The organism is Rugamonas rivuli (assembly GCF_009380165.1).
GTDB lineage: Bacteria > Pseudomonadota > Gammaproteobacteria > Burkholderiales > Burkholderiaceae_D > Rugamonas > Rugamonas rivuli.
Window position 1 is genome coordinate 55251 of record NZ_WHUF01000001.1, and the last position, 17778, is coordinate 73028.

Here is a 17778-nt window from a genome sequence, read left to right on the forward strand (position 1 = left end):
CAAATGGTCAACGATATCGAAAACGTAACACCCGAGAATAACGACGACGCCGGCTCCACGTCCAGCGCCCGCACGCCGGCCCTGATCGCGCGTGAAGTCCAGCGCCGCCGCACCTTCGGCATCATTTCCCACCCGGATGCGGGTAAAACCACGCTGACGGAAAAACTGCTGCTGTTCTCGGGCGCGATCCAGATGGCCGGCACGGTCAAGGCGCGCAAGAGCGGCCGCCACGCCACCTCCGACTGGATGGAAATCGAGAAGCAGCGCGGCATTTCGGTCGCCTCGTCGGTGATGCAGTTCGAGTTCCGCGACCACGTGGTCAACCTGCTCGACACCCCCGGCCACCAGGACTTCTCGGAAGACACCTACCGCGTGCTGACGGCGGTCGACTCGGCGCTGATGGTGATCGACGCCGCCAAGGGTGTGGAAGCGCAGACCATCAAGCTGCTGGACGTCTGCCGCATGCGCAACACGCCCATCGTCACCTTCATGAACAAGATGGACCGCGAAACCCGCGATCCGCTGGAACTGCTCGACGAGCTGGAATCGGTGCTGAAGATCCAGTGCGCGCCAGTGACCTGGCCTATCGGCATGGGCAAGAACTTCCGCGGCGTGTACCACCTGCTGAACGACACCATCATGCTGTTCAAGGCCGGCGAGGAAAAGGCCGACGGCGCCTTCGAGATCATCAAGGGCATCGACAATCCGCGCCTGATGGAGATGTTCCCGCTGGAGATGGACCAGCTGAAGATGGAAGTGGAGCTGGTGCACGGCGCCTCCCATCCCTTCGACCTGGAGCAGTTCCTGGCCGGCGTGCAGACGCCGGTGTTCTTCGGCTCCGCGATCAACAACTTCGGCGTGCGCGAGATTCTGTCGGCGCTGGTCGACTGGGCCCCGGCGCCGCGCGAGCGCGACGCCACCGTGCGCGCGGTCGATCCGAAGGAAGAGCCGTTCACCGGTTTCGTGTTCAAGATCCAGGCCAATATGGACCCGGCCCACCGCGACCGCATCGCCTTCCTGCGCGTATGCTCGGGCCGTTTCGAGCGCGGCATGAAGGTCAAGCACCTGCGTTTGGGCCGCGAGATCAAGGTCTCGTCGGTGGTGACGTTCATGGCGTCCTCGCGCGAGCAGGTGGAAGAGGCGTACGCCGGCGACATCATCGGCCTGCCGAACCACGGCAATATGCAGATCGGCGATTCCTTCTCCGAAGGCGAGCTGCTGACCTTTACCGGCATTCCGTACTTCGCGCCGGACTTCTTCCGCTCGGTGCGCATCCGTAACCCGCTGAAGATCAAGCAGCTGCACAAAGGCTTGCAGCAGCTGGGCGAAGAGGGCGCGGTGCAGGTCTTCAAGCCGGTGCAGGGCGGTGAGCTGGTGCTGGGCGCGGTCGGCGTGCTGCAGTTCGAGGTGGTCGCCAGCCGTTTGATGAACGAGTACGGCGTCGACGCCGTGTTCGAAGGCACCAGCATCAGCAGCGCGCGCTGGGTTTCCAGCGACGACAAGAAGGCCCTGTCGGACTTCGAGGATGCGCTGGGCCACAACGTCGCCTACGACGCCGCCGGCAACCTGGCCTACCTGGCCACGTCCGGCGTCAACCTGCGCCTGACGCAGGAGCGCTGGCCTAAGCTGCAATTCCACGCCACCCGCGAGCACTCGGCCAAGCTGGTGTAAGCGCGCGGTATATGCGCCGGTGCGTCCTGCACCGGCGTTTTTTTTCTTCCGATTTTGTTTGACAGCGGGCCTTTTTCGTTCTAATGTATTAGTCAACTAATACACTGATACAAAAAGGCGATGACTTCCCATACCCCCTCGCTGTACTCGATCGCCACCGGTTCGGCCGAGCCGATCTACCGTCAGCTGATCGAGCAGACCCGCCGCCTGGTGGCCGCCCGCGTGCTGGCGCCGGGCGACGTGCTGCCCTCCGTGCGCGAGGTCGCGCTGGCGCTGGCCGTCAATCCGATGACCGTCTCCAAGGCCTACAACATGATGGAGACCGAAGGCCTGCTGTCGCGCAGCCGCGGCATCGGCATGCTGGTGGCCGAGCGCAGGGCGCATGCGCACAGCGCGCACGAACGCGAAGCCCTGCTGCGGCCCACGCTGGAGCGGGCCGCGGTGGAAGCCCGCCAGCTGGAACTCGATCCCGACGCCGTCCTCGCCCTGTTTAAAAAAATCCTGAAGGAACAAGCATGAAACCATCGATCGTCAATGTCGCCAACCTGCATAAATCCTTCGGCGGCCAGCAGGTGCTGCAGGGTGTGAACTGGGATATCGCGCAGGGCAAGGTGATCGGCCTGCTGGGCCGCAACGGCGCCGGCAAGTCGACGCTGCTCGAATGCCTGCTCGGCCTGCGCGAGGCCGACAGCGGCGCCAGCACGTTGTTTGGCCAGCCCGCCACCGCGCTGGGCGACCAGGTGCGCGCGGCCATCGGCTACGTGCCGCAGAAGTCCGAACTGTTCGAGTGGCTCACGCCCTTGCAGATGCTGGACTACTTCAAGGCCCTGTACCCGCGCTGGAATGCCGGCAAGGTGGCCGGGCTGCTGGAGCGCTGGGGCTTCGCCGGCGAGGCGCGGAACAAGCAGATCGGCCGCCTGTCCGGCGGCGAGAAGCAGCGCCTGTCCATCATCCGCGCACTGGCGCACGATCCGGCCTTGCTGGTGCTGGACGAACCGGTGGCCAGCCTCGATCCGGTCGGCCGCCGCGACTTCCTGCACGAGCTGGTGGACGGCGTGATCGAGCGCGATACGACGGTGATCTTCTCGACCCACATCCTGTCGGACCTGGAGCGGGTGGCGCTGGACGTGGCCTTCCTCCAGGGCGGCAAGATCACGCTGCAGGCGCCGCTGGACGAGCTGCTGGAAAGCGCGCACCGCATCACCGGCACGGCGGCGGCGCTGGCGCGCTTGCAGTTCCGCGACGAGATCCGCCGCCAGCAGGACCGCAGCGGCGGCGTCAGCATCCTGGCGCGGCTGAGCGGTCAGGAAGCCGCCGACCTGCGCGCCGGCCCCGATCTGCGCGTGGAAACCCTGAGCCTGGAAGACCTGTTTGTCGAGGTGACGAAATGAGCGGAGCCTACACCCAGTTGCTGTTGCAGGTGATGCGCGACGGCTGCGCCAGCCGCATGATGAAGCGCATGACGATGCTGGTGCTGGCGCTGGCCGTGCTGACGCCGATCGGGACCAATATGATCGACCGCCGCGATGTGGGCTGGGCCGTCATGGCGGGAGCGCCTGCCTTCCTGATCCTGTTGTGGTGCGGCTCTTTCCTGAAGAGCGCCGTACAGCAGAACCATCCCGCCTACGCCTGCCTGGTGCCGCAGCTGCGGCGTCGCCTGATCGTGCTGACCACGGTGGTGTGGGCCGTCAGCGTGATGCTGGTGGCAGGCTTGGCGGCATTGGTGGTCGGCCATTTCGGCTACCTGCTGGTCGCCGCCGCCTTCTTTTTCTGCTACATGCTGTACGTGCAGCGCTACTCGGTGCTGGCCTTTCTGCCGTCGCTGCTGATACTCGGCTCGGTATCGGTGTTCCGGCAACCGTTGCACGCGCTGTGGGGCGTGATTGGCCCGTTGGGCGAACCCGCGCTGACCGGCATTGGCCTGCTCGCGGCGGCGGCGTTGGGTGGCGCGGCCTTGCAGCAGGTCTTCCCGCGCGGCGGCGACAGTCACTGGACCTGGCATGCGCGCCACGCCATGCTGCAGCGCCGCTTGCAGGGCGATGCGCCTAAGCGCGGCGAGAACAACAACTGGAGCCGTTGGAGCATGCTGCTGCGCGTGGGCTATCGCTCAGCGTTGCGGCGCGATAGCCGGGGCGGCGCCGCGTCGGGCAGCATGCTGCTGCACACCTTTGGGCCGGGGGCGCATGAAGGCGGCTATCATGCTTACGCACTGCTGGTCACGCTGGCGGCGACGCTGGCGGTGCTGTGTTCGGGCAGCGATACGTTTGTGGTGCGGAATTTGATGCGTGCGTCGATGATGCAGGCTTGCGTGCTGGTGGGTGTGATGATGTATGCATTCGAGCTGGTGAAGGGCGCGACCCGCAACGGCGCCGAGCAGGCCATCTACTGCCTGGCGCCGGCTGCGCCGTCGACGGCGCAGCTCAACCGCGTGATGGGGGCGGCCCTGCTGAAGCGCTTCATGCGCGTGTGGCTGGTGGCGGTGCTGTGCGCGGCCGGTCTCGACATGGTGATCCAGGGAGCGCCGCGCCTGTACGCGTCGACCTTTGTGCTGTCCGCCGCGCTGCTGCCGTTCTCCTGTGCGCTGCTGCGCAATTATGCGGTGCTGCCGGCGTCGCCGTCGCAGATGGCGACGCTGGTCGGCACCTTCCTGGCGACCGTGGCCTACCTGATCCTGATTGGCGTGGAGCGCCATGTGCAGCAGTTCTCTTTGTTCTGCATCGGCGTGGCGATAGCGCTGGCCAGCCTGTTGATGCTGCGCTGGCGTTGGCAGCGCTTGATGGTGCTGCCTGCTGTGCTGCCGGCCGGCCGCCTGCTGGCCTGACGGTGCCTAATTGGACTGGAACACCAGTCCCAGCGTCACCACCGGTTCGGCGGCGCCGCGCGTCAGTCTGCGGCCCCAGGTGGCGTCGATCTGCAGGCGGTCCGGTATCAGCGCGCGGGCTATGCCGAACTGGTAGCGCGAGCCGTTGTGCTGGCGGCCGTACACTTCGGCCGTCAGCGTGTGGCGTTCGTCCAGCTTGAACTGGACGCCGCTGCCCCAGGTGGCGTAGTGGCGGCGCACGCTCTCGAGGTGCATCAGGCCCAGGTTGAAGTGCAGCAGCAGCGCGTCGCCGCGCAGCGATACGCTGAGCGGCACGTTGACCGAGAGGTCCCCATCGCCGCCGCGTCCTGCGCGGAACTGGTCGGCCAGCACCAGGCCCAGGCCCCAGCCGTCGGTCTCCAGTGGTTTGAACACGGTCTTGGCTTGCAGGCGTCCGTAATGCGTGGTGCGGCTGTGCGGGCCGGAGGTGTCGTCGGCCCAGGCGCCGCCGAACGCCAGCTCCCAGCTGCCGCCCACATTGCAGGCCGGCGTGGCCCAGTATTCGGCCAGGTCGCCGGCGCGCAGCGCGTAGGTCTCCAGCTGGCACTGGCCGGGTGCGGCGATGGCGGCATCGTCGACCGTCATCGGACGGCCGGCTTGGGCGCCGGGGCAGGCCAGCAGGCAGGCCAGCGCGCAGGCGGCGGCCCGGGGAAGCGAAAAAGTCATCGGCGGTCAGTATTCAATGGTGGCGCCGCCACTGTAGCGCCGCCAGATGAAACTGTGATGACACTATTTGGCCGGCGTGGCCAGCGGCTTGCCTTTTTCGACCACGTACACGCCGACCAGCTTGAGCGTGCCGCTGCCGACGTTGAGGGCGTCGTGGACGGTGCCGGCCGGGATGACGAACGATTCGCCGGCCTTGACGCGGCGCGGATCCTCGCCGTCGATGCGCAGTTCGCCTTCTCCTTCCAGCACGTAGCTGATCTCGTCGCCCGGATGCGTGTGGCGGCCGGCGGTGGCGCCGGCGTCGAGTTCAACCCTGGCGACGACCGCCTCGCGGCCCGGCACCGAGACGTCGGCTTTCTGGATCACGGTGCGGCGGATGCCGGAGGCCTGGGCTTGGGCGGAGCCGGCCAGCAGGATGGCGATCAGGAGGGGCAGGGCATGGCGGACGTGCGGGGCAGCAGGCATGGCGTATCCTTTCTGGTGAGGGAAAGCGGCGGAAGCCGACCGATTGTACGCCGGCGCGCGATGCTAGCGGTGGCGCCCCAGCCACAGCGCATCCGCCACCGAACCGACCCAGCAAACGATGCAGATCAAGGCGGCGCCGTTGGTGGCGGGATTGTCGATGCCGGAACTGTGCACGCGTTCGAGGATCAGGATAGGATCGAGCGGCAGCTTGCCGCTCTCGACATTGGCCACCAGGGTGGCGGCCAGCGCCAGCGTGGCGCGCAGCAGGTAGCCCACCGCCAGCAAGGTGGGCACGATGAACAGCAGGCCGCGCTCCCCGCGCCGCAGGACCAGATGGCCCAGTCCTGGAAACACTAGGGCCGAGACCAGCGCGGCTTTGATCGATGCTTTCATGGTGCTCCGTTGACTAAACGCAAGATTGCGCCGCTGCATGCGGCGTACAGTACACCATCTTACCTGCCGGAGGGAATCATGCGTGCTGTATTCGGTATCGTTTTGTTGCTAGGCTCGCTGCAGGCCCTTGCCGCCCCCAACGAGAAGGATGCGATGGCGCTGGCCGAGAAGGGCGCGCAGTTCGTGCGCGCACACGGCAAGGCCGAGATGATCGTCCGCATCAACCGCAAGGATCCTGAATTCAACCAGGGCACGCTGTACCTGGCGATGCGCGACATGGACGGCATCACCATCGCCCATCCTACCACGGCGCTGATCGGCAAGAACCTGCTGGACGTGCCGGACGCCGACGGCAAGCCGTTCCGCCAGGAGATGCTGGCGCTGGCCCGGGGCAAGGGCGCTGGCTGGGTCGACTACAAGTTCCGCAACCCGCAGACCGGCAAGGTGGAGGCCAAGAGCACCTATGTGCTGCGGGTCGGCGATGTGGCGCTGGAAGCCGGTATCTACAAGCACTGAGCCGTGAACATGCTCAGCAAACTGCGAATAGGCCCCAAGCTGCTGCTGGCGCCGGGCGTGGTGCTGATCCTGCTGATCACACTGTCGGCAGGCGCCTTCGCCGGGCTGGTGCGGCAGCACCACCGCCTGGAAGACATGGTGCAGCAGCGCGCCGTGCGGCTCAAGGCGGCGGCCGACCTGGTGGCCGGCGCCAACCGCGCGCACACCGAAATCTACCAGCTGCTCACCTGGATCAACGCCAGCTTCTCGCCGTCGCGCATCGATGCGCTGGTGCGCGACATCCACGCCCGCCACGCCGCACTGGACCGCCAGTTCGCGCAGCTGGAGATGGCGACCCAGAACGACCCGGCCGAGCGCCGTTTCGTCGCCCAGTCGCAGGCGGCGTACGCCCTGTACGTGAAGGCGACTGCCGATGTCATCGAGTTGAGCATGGCCGACCAGTCGATGGCGACCAACGCCATGTCCAAGGCCGAGCGGGGCTTCGACGTGGTGGCGAAGCGCCTGGAGGAGTTGTCGCGGCTGGAGCAGTCGCTCAGCGCGCGCGCCTACAGCGACGCGGAGGCCGAGTTCAAGACCTTGTCGACGGTGATGCCGTCGGTGGTGGTGCTGTCGATCACGCTGTCGCTGCTGGTGACGATGGCGGTGCGGCGGGCGCTGTTGAAGGAGGTCGGCGAGATCGGCGCGGCCGCCCTCGATCTGGCCGAGGGCAACCTGACCGTGAAGAACCGCGTCTACGGCAAGGATGAAATCGCCGAGACGGCGCGCGCGCTGGACACCAGCATCCGCAATCTCAACACCACGCTGAAGACGATACTGGCGTCGGCGCAGTCGATCGACACGGCGTCGCGCGAGATCGCGCTGGGCAATGTCGACCTGACCCAGCGCACCGAGGCGCAGGCCACCACGCTGGAGGAGGCCAGCAGCTCGATGCAGGAGCTGAGCGCCACCGTCACCAAGACGGCCAACAACGCGCAGCTGGCCAACCAGCTGGCGCGCTGCGCCACCAACTTCGCGGTGCGCGGCGGCAGCGTGGTGCAGCGGCTGGTGGTGACGATGGCGGCGATACGCGGCAGCTCGCGCAAGGTGGTGGAGATCGTCGGCGTGATCGACGGCATCGCCTTCCAGGCCAATCTGCTGGCCTTGAACGCGGCGGTGGAGGCGGCGCGCGCGGGCGAGCATGGCGAAGGCTTCGCGCAAGTGGCGGACGAGGTGCGCAACCTGGCGCAGCGCTCGGCCGTGGCGGCGCAGGAGATCAAGGCCTTGATCGCGGAGTCGGTGGCGGAGATCGAGGGCGGCAGCCGTTCGGTGGAGGAGGCCGGCAGCAGCATGGCGGAGATCGTGGCGTCGGTGCAGCAGGTGGGGGACATCATCGGCCAGGTCAGCGCGGCCAGCGCGGAGCAGGCGCAGGGCTTGCAGGGCATGCATCAGGCCATCGTCGAGATGGATCAGGTGACGCAGCAGAAGCTGGCGCTGGTCGAACAGGCCGCCAGCGCGGCGTCGAGCTTGCAGCGGCAGGCGGTCAACTTGTCGGAGGCGGTGGCGATGTTTAAACTGGACGAGGGCATGGAACCACCGCCGCCCAAACTGCCCGCAGGCACCCCACGCGTGGTGCGCCTGCGGCTGGCGTCGGTGCGCAATTGAACTGATCAGGCTTTCTGTGCGCTCGACCAGCGGTCGCCGGATTGGCGCAGGTATTTCTTGGCGACGTAGCCCCAGGGCATGGCGATCGGGATGATGATCACTGCCAGGCATTGCACGAATATTTCCATCGTGCCGGCGTCCAGCGTGCCGGAGCGCCATGCGGGCAGGACGACGACCAGCGTCCAGATGATCTTCCACGACAGTTCCCACAACAGCACCGGCAGCATCTGCAAAGGATAGCGCACGCCCAGCGCGCACAGTGCGCCAAACGCCGCCAGCATGCAATTGACCACGCCGCCCATCAGGCTCCATGGCTTGTCGTGATGGAGCACGCCAGGCCAGATGACCAGGCCCAGACCCACAGCGATAATCAGATACACGGCTCTCAGCATATACAGACGTACCAACGAAACTTCGTTCATTTGTGGCTCCAGGTGGTGGTAGGGGATTACTCGACTTCTTTCAAAATCTTTTCGATCGCCGTGACGCGCGATTTCAACTCCGACAAAGTGGCATCCATGGACGCCAGCGAGGCAGCGGCCTCGGTATGCGCGGCGACAGCCTTCTCGGCAATCACGCGATACGCTTCCTCGTGGGCGAAGCGCAGCTTGGCCTGCTGGATCGCGGAGAAATGCCGCATCGCCGCGATGATCACGATCGCCAGCAGGGGGAGGCAGATCGTCAAAAGATATACATGCTCAGCCATAATTGCCTCTATTGTTCAGGGTTGTTGGACAGCGACTTGACCGCCTCGGCGATCAGGGCCGGAGTCAGTTCGAAGTCGAAATTGCTCACGTCAAAATAGTTCAGCGCCTTGCCGTCCTGCGACAGCTCCATCTGGCTGACGACCAGGCCGGCGTCCTCCAGCTTCTGCAAGTGCAGATGCAGCAAGGGCCGGCTGATGCCCAGTTCGCGCGCCAACTGGCTGACATAATTGCGCCCACCAGACTTCAGCATCGCAACGATGCGCAGACGGTGCGGGTTGGACAGCGCCGCAAGCATGCTCAACAATTGATCTCCGCTGGGAGTAGGCGTTTTCGATTTCATGTGTAAAGAATATCTGACATATGAAATGAAGTCAAACATAAATTCAAGTTGCCAAATCGGCTAGAATGAACCGGTCGAACCGACCTGACCGGATTCCCATGACACTGCTGCTTTATTTTGCCGCCTCGCTTGCCGTCGCCCTCGGCCTGGCTCACTCCATCCTCGGTGAGCGCTATATCCTGATCCGTCTGTTCCGGCGCGATAATCTGCCTCAGGTGCTGGGCGGTACCAGTTTCACCATCGGCACGCTGCGCTTTGTGTGGCACGAAACCACCGTCGTGCTGTGGGGCTTCGCCGCGCTGCTGATTCAACTGGCGCAGGATTGCCTGACCGCGACGAGCGCCGCGCAAACGCTGGGCTGGACGCTGATCGTTGCCGGCGTGCTGCCGCTGGTGTTCACGCGTGGGCGACACATATCCTGGCTGGCGCTGCTCATCATCGGCGGCATCGCACTGGCGCGCGCGGCGCAGGCATAAAAAAACGCAGGCCGAACCGGATGGTTCGCCTGCGTTCTTCAGACAGCGCGGCGAACCGCGCGTCCCTCAGTTACTTACACGCTTACTCGTAGTCGCTCATCGGCGCGCAGCCGCAGAACAGGTTACGGTCGCCGTAGACGTTGTCGGCGCGGCCGACCGGCGGCCAGTACTTCTGCTTGCGCAGCGACGGCACAGGGTAGGCCGCCACTTCGCGGCTGTACTTGCGCTCCCACTTGTCGGCGGTCAGCACCTCGGCGGTGTGCGGCGCGAATTTCAGCGGGTTGTCCAGCTTGTCGAACTCGCCGCTTTCAACCTTGGCGATCTCGCCGCGGATGGCGATCATCGCATCGATGAAGCGGTCCATCTCGACTTTCGATTCGCTTTCGGTCGGCTCGATCATCAGCGTGCCCGGAACCGGGAAGCTCATGGTCGGCGCGTGGAAGCCGAAGTCCATCAAGCGCTTGGCCACGTCTTCGTTGCTGATGCCGGTGGCATCCTGCAGCGGACGCAGGTCGATGATGCACTCGTGCGCCACCAGGCCGTCGTGGCCCGAGTACAGCACAGGGAAGTGCGGCGACAGGCGGCGCGCGATGTAGTTGGCGTTCAGGATCGCGGTTTCGGTCGCGGCGGTCAGGCCTTCCGCGCCCATCATCGCGATGTACATCCACGAAATCGGCAGGATGCTGGCCGAACCGTACGGCGCGGCGCTGACCGAACCGATGCCGGCGTTGTCGCGGATGTAGCCGTTCGAACGCTGGTTAGGCAGGAACTTCGCCAGGTGCGCGCCGACGCCGATAGGACCGACGCCTGGGCCGCCACCACCGTGAGGAATGCAGAAGGTCTTGTGCAGGTTCAGGTGCGAGACGTCGCCGCCGAACGAACCCGGCGCCGCAACGCCGACCAGCGCGTTCATGTTGGCGCCGTCGATGTAGACCTGGCCGCCGTGGCCGTGGACGATTTCGCACAGTTCCTGGATGCCTTCTTCGAACACGCCGTGGGTCGATGGGTAAGTCACCATCACGCAGGCCAGGTTCTTCGAGTGCAGTTCAGCCTTGGCTTTCAGGTCGGCCAGGTCGACGTTGCCGCTGGCGTCGCAAGCGGTGACGACCACCTGCATGCCGACCATGTTGGCCGATGCCGGGTTGGTGCCGTGCGCCGACGATGGAATCAGGCAGATGTTGCGATGGCCTTCGCCGCGCGACTGGTGGTAAGCCTGGATCACCAGCAGGCCTGCGTACTCGCCCTGCGAACCGGCGTTAGGCTGCAGCGACACGGCGGCGTAGCCGGTCAGCGCGCACAGCATCTCTTCCAGCTGCGAGATCATTTCGCGGTAGCCCACGGTCTGCGCGTCCGGCGCGAACGGGTGGATGTTGGAGAACTCAGGCCACGTGACCGGGATCATTTCCGAGGTCGCGTTCAGCTTCATGGTGCACGAACCCAGCGGGATCATGGTGCGGTCCAGCGCCAGATCCTTGTCCGCCAGGCTGCGCAGGTAGCGCAGCATTTCGGTTTCGGAGTGGTAGCGGTTGAAGACCGGGTGGCTCAGGTACTCGCTGGTGCGCGACAGCGCAGCAGGGAAGGCCTGTGCAACGGCAGCTTCCACGCCGTCGAAGTCCGGGCCGTGGGCCGGGCCGCCGACAGGGTGGGCGAACACGGTCCACAGCAGCGCGATGTCTTCGCGGCTGGTGGTTTCGTCCAGCGATACGCCGACGTGGGTGGCGTCGATCACGCGCAGGTTGACGCCGTGCGAGTGGGCCGATGCATGCAGCTGCTCGGCGTTCTTGACGGCCACGGTCAGGGTGTCGAAGAAGGTGTCGTTGGTGACGGTGTAGCCCAGCGTCTTCAGGTTAGCGGCCAGCACGCCGGTGTAGCGGTGCACGCGCTGGGCGATTTGCAGCAGGCCTTTCGGGCCGTGGTAGACGGCGTACATCGACGCCATCACCGCCAGCAGCACCTGCGCGGTGCAGATGTTGGAGGTGGCTTTTTCGCGGCGGATGTGCTGCTCGCGGGTTTGCAGCGCCAGACGGTAAGCCTTGTTGCCTTGTGCGTCGATGGTGACGCCGACCAGGCGGCCGGACATGCTGCGTTTGAATTCGTCGCGGGTCGACAGGTAGCCTGCGTGCGGGCCGCCGAAGCCCAGCGGTACGCCGAAGCGCTGGCTGTTACCGACGACGACGTCCGCGCCCCATTCGCCCGGAGGCGTCAGCATGGTCAGCGCCAGCAGGTCGGCGGCGACGACAACCATCGCGCCCTTGGCCTTGACCGCTTCAACGCCGGCCTTGTAGTCGCGCACCACGCCGTTCACGCCTGGGTACTGCAGCAGCACGCCGAAGCAGTCGCCGACGGCGGACAGTTCGGCCGGGTGGAAGGTCTTCACTTCGATGCCCAGCGGCTTGGCGCGGGTTTCGACCACTTCGCGGGTTTGCGGCAGCACGTCGTCGGCCACGTAGAAGGTCAGCGATTTCGATTTGCCCACGCGCTGGATCAGCGTCATGGCTTCAGCGGCGGCGGTGCCTTCGTCCAGCATCGACGCGTTGGCGATGCCCATGCCGGTCAGGTCGGTGATGGTTTGCTGGAAGTTCAGGATCGCTTCCAGGCGGCCTTGCGAGATCTCCGGCTGGTACGGGGTGTAGGCGGTGTACCAGGCCGGGTTTTCGAAGATGTTACGCAGCACCACGCCAGGCGTGACGGTGTTGTAGTAGCCCTGGCCGATCAGCGACTTGAGCACCTTGTTCTTCGAGGCGATCTTCTTCAGCTTGGACAGCGCTTCCTGTTCCGGCATCGGCTGCGAGTACGCGCCCAGCGGCAGTGCACCTTTGTTGCGGATATTGGATGGGACCAGTGCGTCGATCAGGGCTGCGCGCGAGGCGTAGCCGAGTACCGACAGCATGGCTTCCTGTTCTGCGGCGTCAGGGCCGATGTGGCGGGCGATGAAGGCGTCGCGGGCTTCGAGTTGGGTCAGGCTGGTGCGGGTCATGATTTGTCAGGGCCAAAAAGGATGCGGATTGCCGGCGCGGGGCGCAGGCAAAGATGGGCAAAAAAGCAAAGGGCCAGCGTGCTGCTGGCCCTCTCGCGGAATTACGCTTCGGTGGTCTTGCCGTAAGCGGCGGCGTCCAGCAGGCCGTTGATCGCGGCGGCGTCGGCCGGCTTGATCTTGAACAGCCAGTTGGCGTAAGCGTCGGCGTTGATCGATTCAGGCGCGTTGACCACGTCGTCGTTGACGGCGACTACTTCGCCGGCGATCGGCGCGTAGATGTCGCTGGCTGCCTTGACCGATTCCACCACGGCGGCGTCGTCGCCGGCGCCGAAGGTTGCGCCCACTTTCGGCAGTTCGACGAAGACGATATCGCCCAGCGCATCCTGTGCGAACTCGGTGATGCCGACGGTGACGGTGCCGTCAGCTTCAGCGCGTACCCATTCGTGGGATTCGGTGTACTTCAGGTCGGCAGGAATGTTCATGTAAGGCTCCAGAAGGGTAGTTAGGTGATACGAAAATTAAACAGCCAGGATTTTACCGTTGCGCACGAACGGCAGCTTGACCACCGACGCGGCCAGTTTCTTGTCGCGGATCTCGACGTGCACGGTGTCGCCGACGGCCACGCCGTTCGGCACGCGGGCCAGCGCGATCGCCTGCTGCATCGACGGGCTGAAGGTGCCGCTGGTGATCTCGCCGGTGGCGTCGGTGCCCGCTACGACCACCTTCTGGTGGGCGCGCAGCACGCCGCCTTTTTCGCGCAGGATCAGGCCCACGAACTGGGCGTTCTGGCCCATCGCTTGCAGCGCCGATTTGCCGATGAAGTCGCGCTCGGACACCAGGTCGATGGTCCAGGCCAGACCGGCGTCCAGCGGGTTGACGGTCTCGTCCATGTCCTGGCCGTACAGGTTCATGCCGGCTTCCAGGCGCAGCGTGTCGCGCGCGCCCAGGCCGGCCGGCTTGACGCCGGCGGCGACCAGCGCGTTCCACAGGTTCTCGGCCTGTGCGGCGGCGACGCCGATTTCAAAGCCGTCTTCGCCGGTATAGCCGGTGCGGGCGATCATCGCCTCGCCGAAGGTTGGGCTTTGCGCGAAGGCGACGTTGAACGGCTTCATGTCGGCCGTGCCTTCTTTCGATTCAGGGATGACTTCCCACACCTTGGCGCGGGCGTTCGGGCCTTGCACGGCGATCAGCGCCATCGGGGCGCCTTCTGCGGTGTCGCCGTCGCGGCGCTGGGTGATGGTCAGGCCGGCGTTGGTGGCGGTGTTCTGCTGCTGCATCCAGGCCACGTCTTTTTCGGCGGTGCCGGCGTTGACGACCAGGCGGAACCAGCTCTCGTTGATGAAGTAGACGATCAGGTCGTCGATGACGAAGCCTTGCGGGTTCAGCATGCACGAGTACAGGGCCTTGCCCGATACCTGCAGCTTGTCGACGTTGTTGGCCAGCAGGCCGCGCAGGAAGCCGCGCACGTTGTCGCCCTTGATGTCGACCACGCACATGTGGGCGACGTCGAACATGCCGACGTCGGTGCGCACGGCGTTGTGTTCTTCGATCTGGGAGCCGTAGTTGACCGGCATGTCCCAACCGCCGAAGTCGACCATCTTGGCGCCGGCGGCGCGGTGGGCATTATTGAGTGGGGTGGCTTTGAGCGTCATAATTCCTCGGTCCAAATCGAATAGGGGTTAACAGAACATACAAGGAAACGCTAAACAAAAGCTGATTCCACAATGATCGCAGACCCCTCTGTCCTTGGTACCTGAGAGATTACGGGAGGAGGCTGGCTCCTGGTTCCCGTGCGCCCCTTCGGTGGGCCGCCGGCTTGCGCCGCGACCGCTCTCCAGAGTTGGTCCAGTTGGCATCCCGTCGCATTGAACAATACGACGGCCGCGCTGGTCCCTTGATCGGTCCTTTTGCCTGAGAGTTTTTGGGTAGTGCCCCTTCGGCGGCTGCGCTGGCGAATTCGCTCGCAACCCTCTCCCGATCAAGACTCGGGAATATATGTCAGAAGCACCTTATTGTCAATCTGAAGCCTGTTTTCAGGGGCATCGCCCCCGCGCACGAATGAAATGCAATAATAAGGCTTGAAAAACAACTATTTGCTAGAATAAATCATACTTATTCGAGAGCCCAGTTATGAGCCAAGATTCCACTACTTACGAGGGCCACGCGTGGTTCACCCTGTCCGGCGATGTCAACAGCGACATGGTCCGCCGCGTCTTTGACGCCGTGGCCGACATGACGGAGGACCGCATCACCACCGCGCACATCCTGATCCAGTCGAACGGCGGCTACGTCAGCGACGGCATTTGCCTGTACAACTACCTGAGCAAGCTGCCGATCAAGATCGTTACCTACAACGCCGGCGCGGTGGCCTCGATCGCAGTGATCCTGTTCCTGGCCGGGGCCGAGCGCTACGCCAGCGACACCGCACGCTTCATGGTGCACAAATCGCACGCGAGCGCGCCGCACGGCGCCCGCCCCGACGCGCTGCGCATCATCGTCGAAGGCTTGCAGGCCGACGACGCCCGCACCGAACAGATCCTGCGCGATCACGTGCAGTTCACCGACGAGCACTGGCGCACGCACGAGTACTCGGACCTGCACCTGACGGCGGCCGAAGGCTTGAAAGTGGGGATGGTCGATGCGGTGAAGGATTTCGTGCCGCCGCGCGGACAGCGGGTGGCCAATATCTGACGTCGGAACCTGGCGCCGCGGCGCTGCGGCGCCGGAGGATGGCACCGCAGGGACCGCGCTTGCCTATCTAGCGGTCCTTGTTGCCGGACTGCTTGTTGCCGTCGTTTTTGTGGCTTTGACGGCCGGCTTCCACATGCTGCTCATGGGTGCCGCCCTGCGTGCCGCTGCTGCTGCCGCGCGAAGCGCCGGACGAACCCTTGTCGCCCGACTGCTTGCTGCTGCCGGGGCTCTGGCCCTGCTTGCTGCCACTACCTTTTTGATTCGAGTTCATGTCTATTCCTTTGCGAAAGTGAAAGAACGTGCTCGCCAGAACCGCGCCGGTACTTGCATTCCGTCGCGTTTTTGGTATCGCAATGATGCGTGTTCGATCCCCTGATCGCTATCGGAATTCGTCTAGGTGGCATGTAGGAGCATGCCTTGCTGCTCCCCTCAGAACTCTTCCCACTCGACTTCCTTGCCGCTTGGAGCCGGACGCATGGCGGGCGCAGCCTTGCGTCGTGCTGGTGCCTGCGCCGGGGGCAACGTCCGCTGCGGCCGCGCCGGGGCGGCCGCGCGCCGTCCGGCGGCAGCACTGCCGCCCGCGTGCGTCATGTGTGTTGCCGGCGCGGCGAGCTCGGCACTGAGGGGCATGGGCAGAGCGAGAGCCGGCGTCGGCGCCGCCGCATCGCCGTCGCCGGAAAATACGCCGACCGCTTCGTTCAGTCTGGCCGTCTCTTCCTGCATCGCGGCCGTCGCGGCGGCCGCCTGTTCGACCAGGGCCGCGTTCTGCTGGGTGGCCTGGTCCATCTCCGCCACCGCCTGGTTGACCTGCTCCAGCCCTGCGGTCTGCTCGGCGCTGGCGTCGGCGATCTCGCCGATCAGGCCGGTAACGCGCTTGACGCTGCCCACCACCTCGTCCATCGTATTGCGCGCCTGGTCGGCCAGTTGCGTGCCGCGCGCCACCTTGTCGACCGAATCGGCGATCAGCTCCTTGATCTCGCGGGCGGCCGCCGCGCTGCGATGGGCCAGGTTGCGGACCTCCGACGCCACCACCGCGAAGCCCCGGCCCTGTTCGCCCGCGCGCGCCGCCTCCACCGCTGCATTCAGCGCGAGGATGTTGGTCTGGAAAGCGATGCCGTCGATTACGCCGATGATCTCGGCGATCTTCTTCGAGCTGTCGTTGATGGACGCCATCGTGCCCACCACCTGCTCGACGTCGGCGCCGCCGCGCAGCGCCACGGCGGACGCCGACAGCGCCAGCTGATTGGCCTGCATCGCGTGCTCGGCGTTTTGCTTGACGGTGGCCGTCAACTGCTCCATCGACGAGGCAGTTTCCTCCAGTGACGCGGCTTGCTGCTCGGTGCGGGTCGACAAATTCAGGTTGCCCTCGGCGATCTCGCGCGCGGCGCCGTCGATGGCGCGGGCGCCTTGCCGTACCTGGCCGATCATGCCCAGCAGGCTGTCGTTCATGTGCTGCATCGCTTGCAGCAGCCTGCCGGTCTCGTTGGCGCTGGTTTCGCCGATGCGGGTGCCGAGGTCGCCGCTGGCGATGCGTTGCGCCGCCAGCGTCGCCCGCTGCAGGGGCGCCGAGATCGAGCGGGCCAGCCATAGCGCCAGCAGTGCGCCGCCAAAGACCGCCGCGCCCAGCGTGGTCAGCGTGATCAGGCGGGCGCCGTCGTAAAGTTCGTCGCCCGTGCGCGCCGCTTGCTTGCCGCCGGCCAGTTGGGCCGCCAGCAGCTTGCCGATCTGGCCGTTCAGCGCGTCCAGCGCCTGTTGCGAGCGGCCTTTCAACAGGGCCTTGGCCTCGTCATTCTTGCCGCCGGCGGCCAGGGCGATCATGCGGTCGTGCTCGGTGGCGTAGTCGCCGGCCAGGCGCAGTAGTTCGGCGGCCTGGGGCTGGTCGGGTGTGCCGGCCAGCAGGCGTGTCAGCTGGCCGGCATTGCTGCGCAAGGCCGCGAAGGCCGCGCCGAGCTTGCGGTCAGCGTCGACGATGCTGTCCTTGTCGCCCAGGACCACGTGTTCCAGCTTGCGCACTTCCTGCAAATCGTTGCGCAGCGACAGCACTGCTATGGTCTGAGGCAGCCATTTGTCGGACAATTCCCCAGATGCGTCGTCGATATGGCCCATGCGGACCAGGGCGCTCAGACCCATCAGCGCAGTCAGGCCGAGCAGGGTGGCGAAGGCGGCCAGCAGCTTGCTGGAAGTTTCCAGGTTATGCAGGAATTTCATGGCGGATTCTCGGCGGCGGCGGTAGGAATTTGTTATGTTAGGGAAACCTCAACCTTGTCCTTTGCGCCCCGTCAATGCTGGGTTTCATGCCATAAAAGTTGTGGGAAAACAGAAAAATACGCGAAATATTGCACAGTCTTTCCTTTACGGTATTGCCTTGTGGAAAG

General features: G+C 65.2%; 19 protein-coding genes and 2 riboswitches. Of the genes, 8 read left to right on the forward strand and 11 right to left on the reverse strand.

Features of this window, described 5'->3' with window-relative positions; all coding sequences use genetic code 11:
• Positions 1 to 3 precede the first annotated feature (3 nt).
• From GEV01_RS00285 to GEV01_RS00300, 4 genes are all read left to right on the forward strand, one after another.
• Positions 4 to 1671 (forward strand): peptide chain release factor 3, encoded by a 1668-nt coding sequence (locus tag GEV01_RS00285; protein ID WP_152800620.1) that lies wholly within the window; start codon positions 4 to 6, stop codon positions 1669 to 1671.
• Positions 1672 to 1791: 120 nt separating this feature from the next.
• Positions 1792 to 2190, forward strand: coding sequence for a GntR family transcriptional regulator (locus GEV01_RS00290; protein WP_152800622.1), 399 nt, complete (start codon positions 1792 to 1794; stop codon positions 2188 to 2190).
• A complete protein-coding gene (locus GEV01_RS00295) occupies positions 2187 to 3062 on the forward strand; it encodes an ABC transporter ATP-binding protein (RefSeq protein ID WP_152800624.1) in 876 nt (291 codons plus the stop codon). The genes GEV01_RS00290 and GEV01_RS00295 overlap by 4 nt, the downstream gene beginning before the upstream one ends.
• The gene (locus tag GEV01_RS00300) at positions 3059 to 4492 is read left to right on the forward strand and encodes a hypothetical protein (protein ID WP_152800626.1); all 1434 of its coding nucleotides are present in this window, start codon (positions 3059 to 3061) and stop codon (positions 4490 to 4492) included. Before GEV01_RS00295 ends, GEV01_RS00300 begins: the two co-directional genes overlap by 4 nt.
• Positions 4493 to 4498: 6 nt before the next feature.
• Here GEV01_RS00300 and GEV01_RS00305 read toward each other — a convergent pair whose 3' ends face one another.
• The 3 genes from GEV01_RS00305 to GEV01_RS00315 all read right to left on the reverse strand — a co-directional run bounded on the left by GEV01_RS00305 (position 4499) and on the right by GEV01_RS00315 (position 6055).
• Positions 4499 to 5197 (reverse strand): hypothetical protein, encoded by a 699-nt coding sequence (locus GEV01_RS00305; RefSeq protein WP_152800628.1) that lies wholly within the window; start codon positions 5195 to 5197, stop codon positions 4499 to 4501.
• A 63-nt stretch (positions 5198 to 5260) separates the two neighbouring features.
• Entirely contained in the window at positions 5261 to 5662 is a 402-nt protein-coding gene (locus GEV01_RS00310; RefSeq protein WP_152800630.1) for a cupin domain-containing protein, read from the reverse strand.
• Positions 5663 to 5725: 63 nt separating this feature from the next.
• Complete coding sequence (locus GEV01_RS00315; RefSeq protein ID WP_152800631.1) at positions 5726 to 6055, reverse strand: DUF6677 family protein; 330 nt, start codon at positions 6053 to 6055, stop codon at positions 5726 to 5728.
• A gap of 78 nt (positions 6056 to 6133) precedes the next feature.
• Between GEV01_RS00315 and GEV01_RS00320 the strand changes: the two genes are divergently transcribed.
• Together GEV01_RS00320 and GEV01_RS00325 are read left to right on the forward strand one after the other, a co-directional pair.
• Positions 6134 to 6571 carry a cache domain-containing protein gene (locus GEV01_RS00320; RefSeq protein ID WP_152800633.1) on the forward strand — a complete coding sequence of 146 codons (438 nt, stop codon included), beginning with the start codon at positions 6134 to 6136 and terminating at the stop codon, positions 6569 to 6571.
• Positions 6572 to 6580: 9 nt separating this feature from the next.
• Positions 6581 to 8212: a methyl-accepting chemotaxis protein gene (locus GEV01_RS00325; RefSeq protein WP_152800635.1), complete on the forward strand. Its 1632-nt coding sequence runs from the start codon at positions 6581 to 6583 to the stop codon at positions 8210 to 8212.
• Positions 8213 to 8217: 5 nt separating this feature from the next.
• Here the strand turns inward: GEV01_RS00325 and GEV01_RS00330 are convergent, their stop codons facing one another.
• The 3 genes from GEV01_RS00330 to GEV01_RS00340 are packed head-to-tail and all read right to left on the reverse strand — an operon-like array spanning position 8218 to position 9214.
• Complete coding sequence (locus GEV01_RS00330; RefSeq protein WP_152800637.1) at positions 8218 to 8634, reverse strand: hypothetical protein; 417 nt, start codon at positions 8632 to 8634, stop codon at positions 8218 to 8220.
• Between the two features lie 26 nt (positions 8635 to 8660).
• Complete coding sequence (locus GEV01_RS00335; protein WP_084806023.1) at positions 8661 to 8897, reverse strand: hypothetical protein; 237 nt, start codon at positions 8895 to 8897, stop codon at positions 8661 to 8663.
• Positions 8898 to 8926: 29 nt separating this feature from the next.
• Entirely contained in the window at positions 8927 to 9214 is a 288-nt protein-coding gene (locus tag GEV01_RS00340; protein ID WP_235914225.1) for an ArsR/SmtB family transcription factor, read from the reverse strand.
• Between the two features lie 143 nt (positions 9215 to 9357).
• Here GEV01_RS00340 and GEV01_RS00345 point away from each other — a divergent pair, with 143 nt between their 5' ends.
• The gene (locus GEV01_RS00345) at positions 9358 to 9735 is read left to right on the forward strand and encodes a hypothetical protein (RefSeq protein WP_152800641.1); all 378 of its coding nucleotides are present in this window, start codon (positions 9358 to 9360) and stop codon (positions 9733 to 9735) included.
• 82 nt (positions 9736 to 9817) lie between these two features.
• Here the strand turns inward: GEV01_RS00345 and gcvP are convergent, their stop codons facing one another.
• The 3 genes from gcvP to gcvT all read right to left on the reverse strand — a co-directional run bounded on the left by gcvP (position 9818) and on the right by gcvT (position 14364).
• Positions 9818 to 12712, reverse strand: coding sequence for an aminomethyl-transferring glycine dehydrogenase (gene gcvP / locus GEV01_RS00350; RefSeq protein WP_152800643.1), 2895 nt, complete (start codon positions 12710 to 12712; stop codon positions 9818 to 9820).
• A 101-nt stretch (positions 12713 to 12813) separates the two neighbouring features.
• Positions 12814 to 13194 (reverse strand): glycine cleavage system protein GcvH, encoded by a 381-nt coding sequence (gene gcvH, locus GEV01_RS00355; RefSeq protein WP_070271636.1) that lies wholly within the window; start codon positions 13192 to 13194, stop codon positions 12814 to 12816.
• Between the two features lie 36 nt (positions 13195 to 13230).
• Entirely contained in the window at positions 13231 to 14364 is a 1134-nt protein-coding gene (gene gcvT / locus GEV01_RS00360) for a glycine cleavage system aminomethyltransferase GcvT (protein WP_152800645.1), read from the reverse strand.
• A 78-nt stretch (positions 14365 to 14442) separates the two neighbouring features.
• Positions 14443 to 14560, reverse strand: a riboswitch (glycine riboswitch).
• 41 nt (positions 14561 to 14601) lie between these two features.
• Positions 14602 to 14699, reverse strand: a riboswitch (glycine riboswitch).
• A gap of 143 nt (positions 14700 to 14842) precedes the next feature.
• On the opposite strand from gcvT, the gene GEV01_RS00365 reads away from it, so the two are divergent.
• Positions 14843 to 15403 carry an ATP-dependent Clp protease proteolytic subunit gene (locus GEV01_RS00365; RefSeq protein ID WP_008449350.1) on the forward strand — a complete coding sequence of 187 codons (561 nt, stop codon included), beginning with the start codon at positions 14843 to 14845 and terminating at the stop codon, positions 15401 to 15403.
• A 67-nt stretch (positions 15404 to 15470) separates the two neighbouring features.
• Here GEV01_RS00365 and GEV01_RS00370 read toward each other — a convergent pair whose 3' ends face one another.
• Together GEV01_RS00370 and GEV01_RS31380 are read right to left on the reverse strand one after the other, a co-directional pair.
• Positions 15471 to 15674, reverse strand: coding sequence for a hypothetical protein (locus GEV01_RS00370; protein WP_152800647.1), 204 nt, complete (start codon positions 15672 to 15674; stop codon positions 15471 to 15473).
• A gap of 158 nt (positions 15675 to 15832) precedes the next feature.
• Positions 15833 to 17611: a methyl-accepting chemotaxis protein gene (locus tag GEV01_RS31380; RefSeq protein ID WP_328595397.1), complete on the reverse strand. Its 1779-nt coding sequence runs from the start codon at positions 17609 to 17611 to the stop codon at positions 15833 to 15835.
• Positions 17612 to 17778 lie beyond the last annotated feature (167 nt).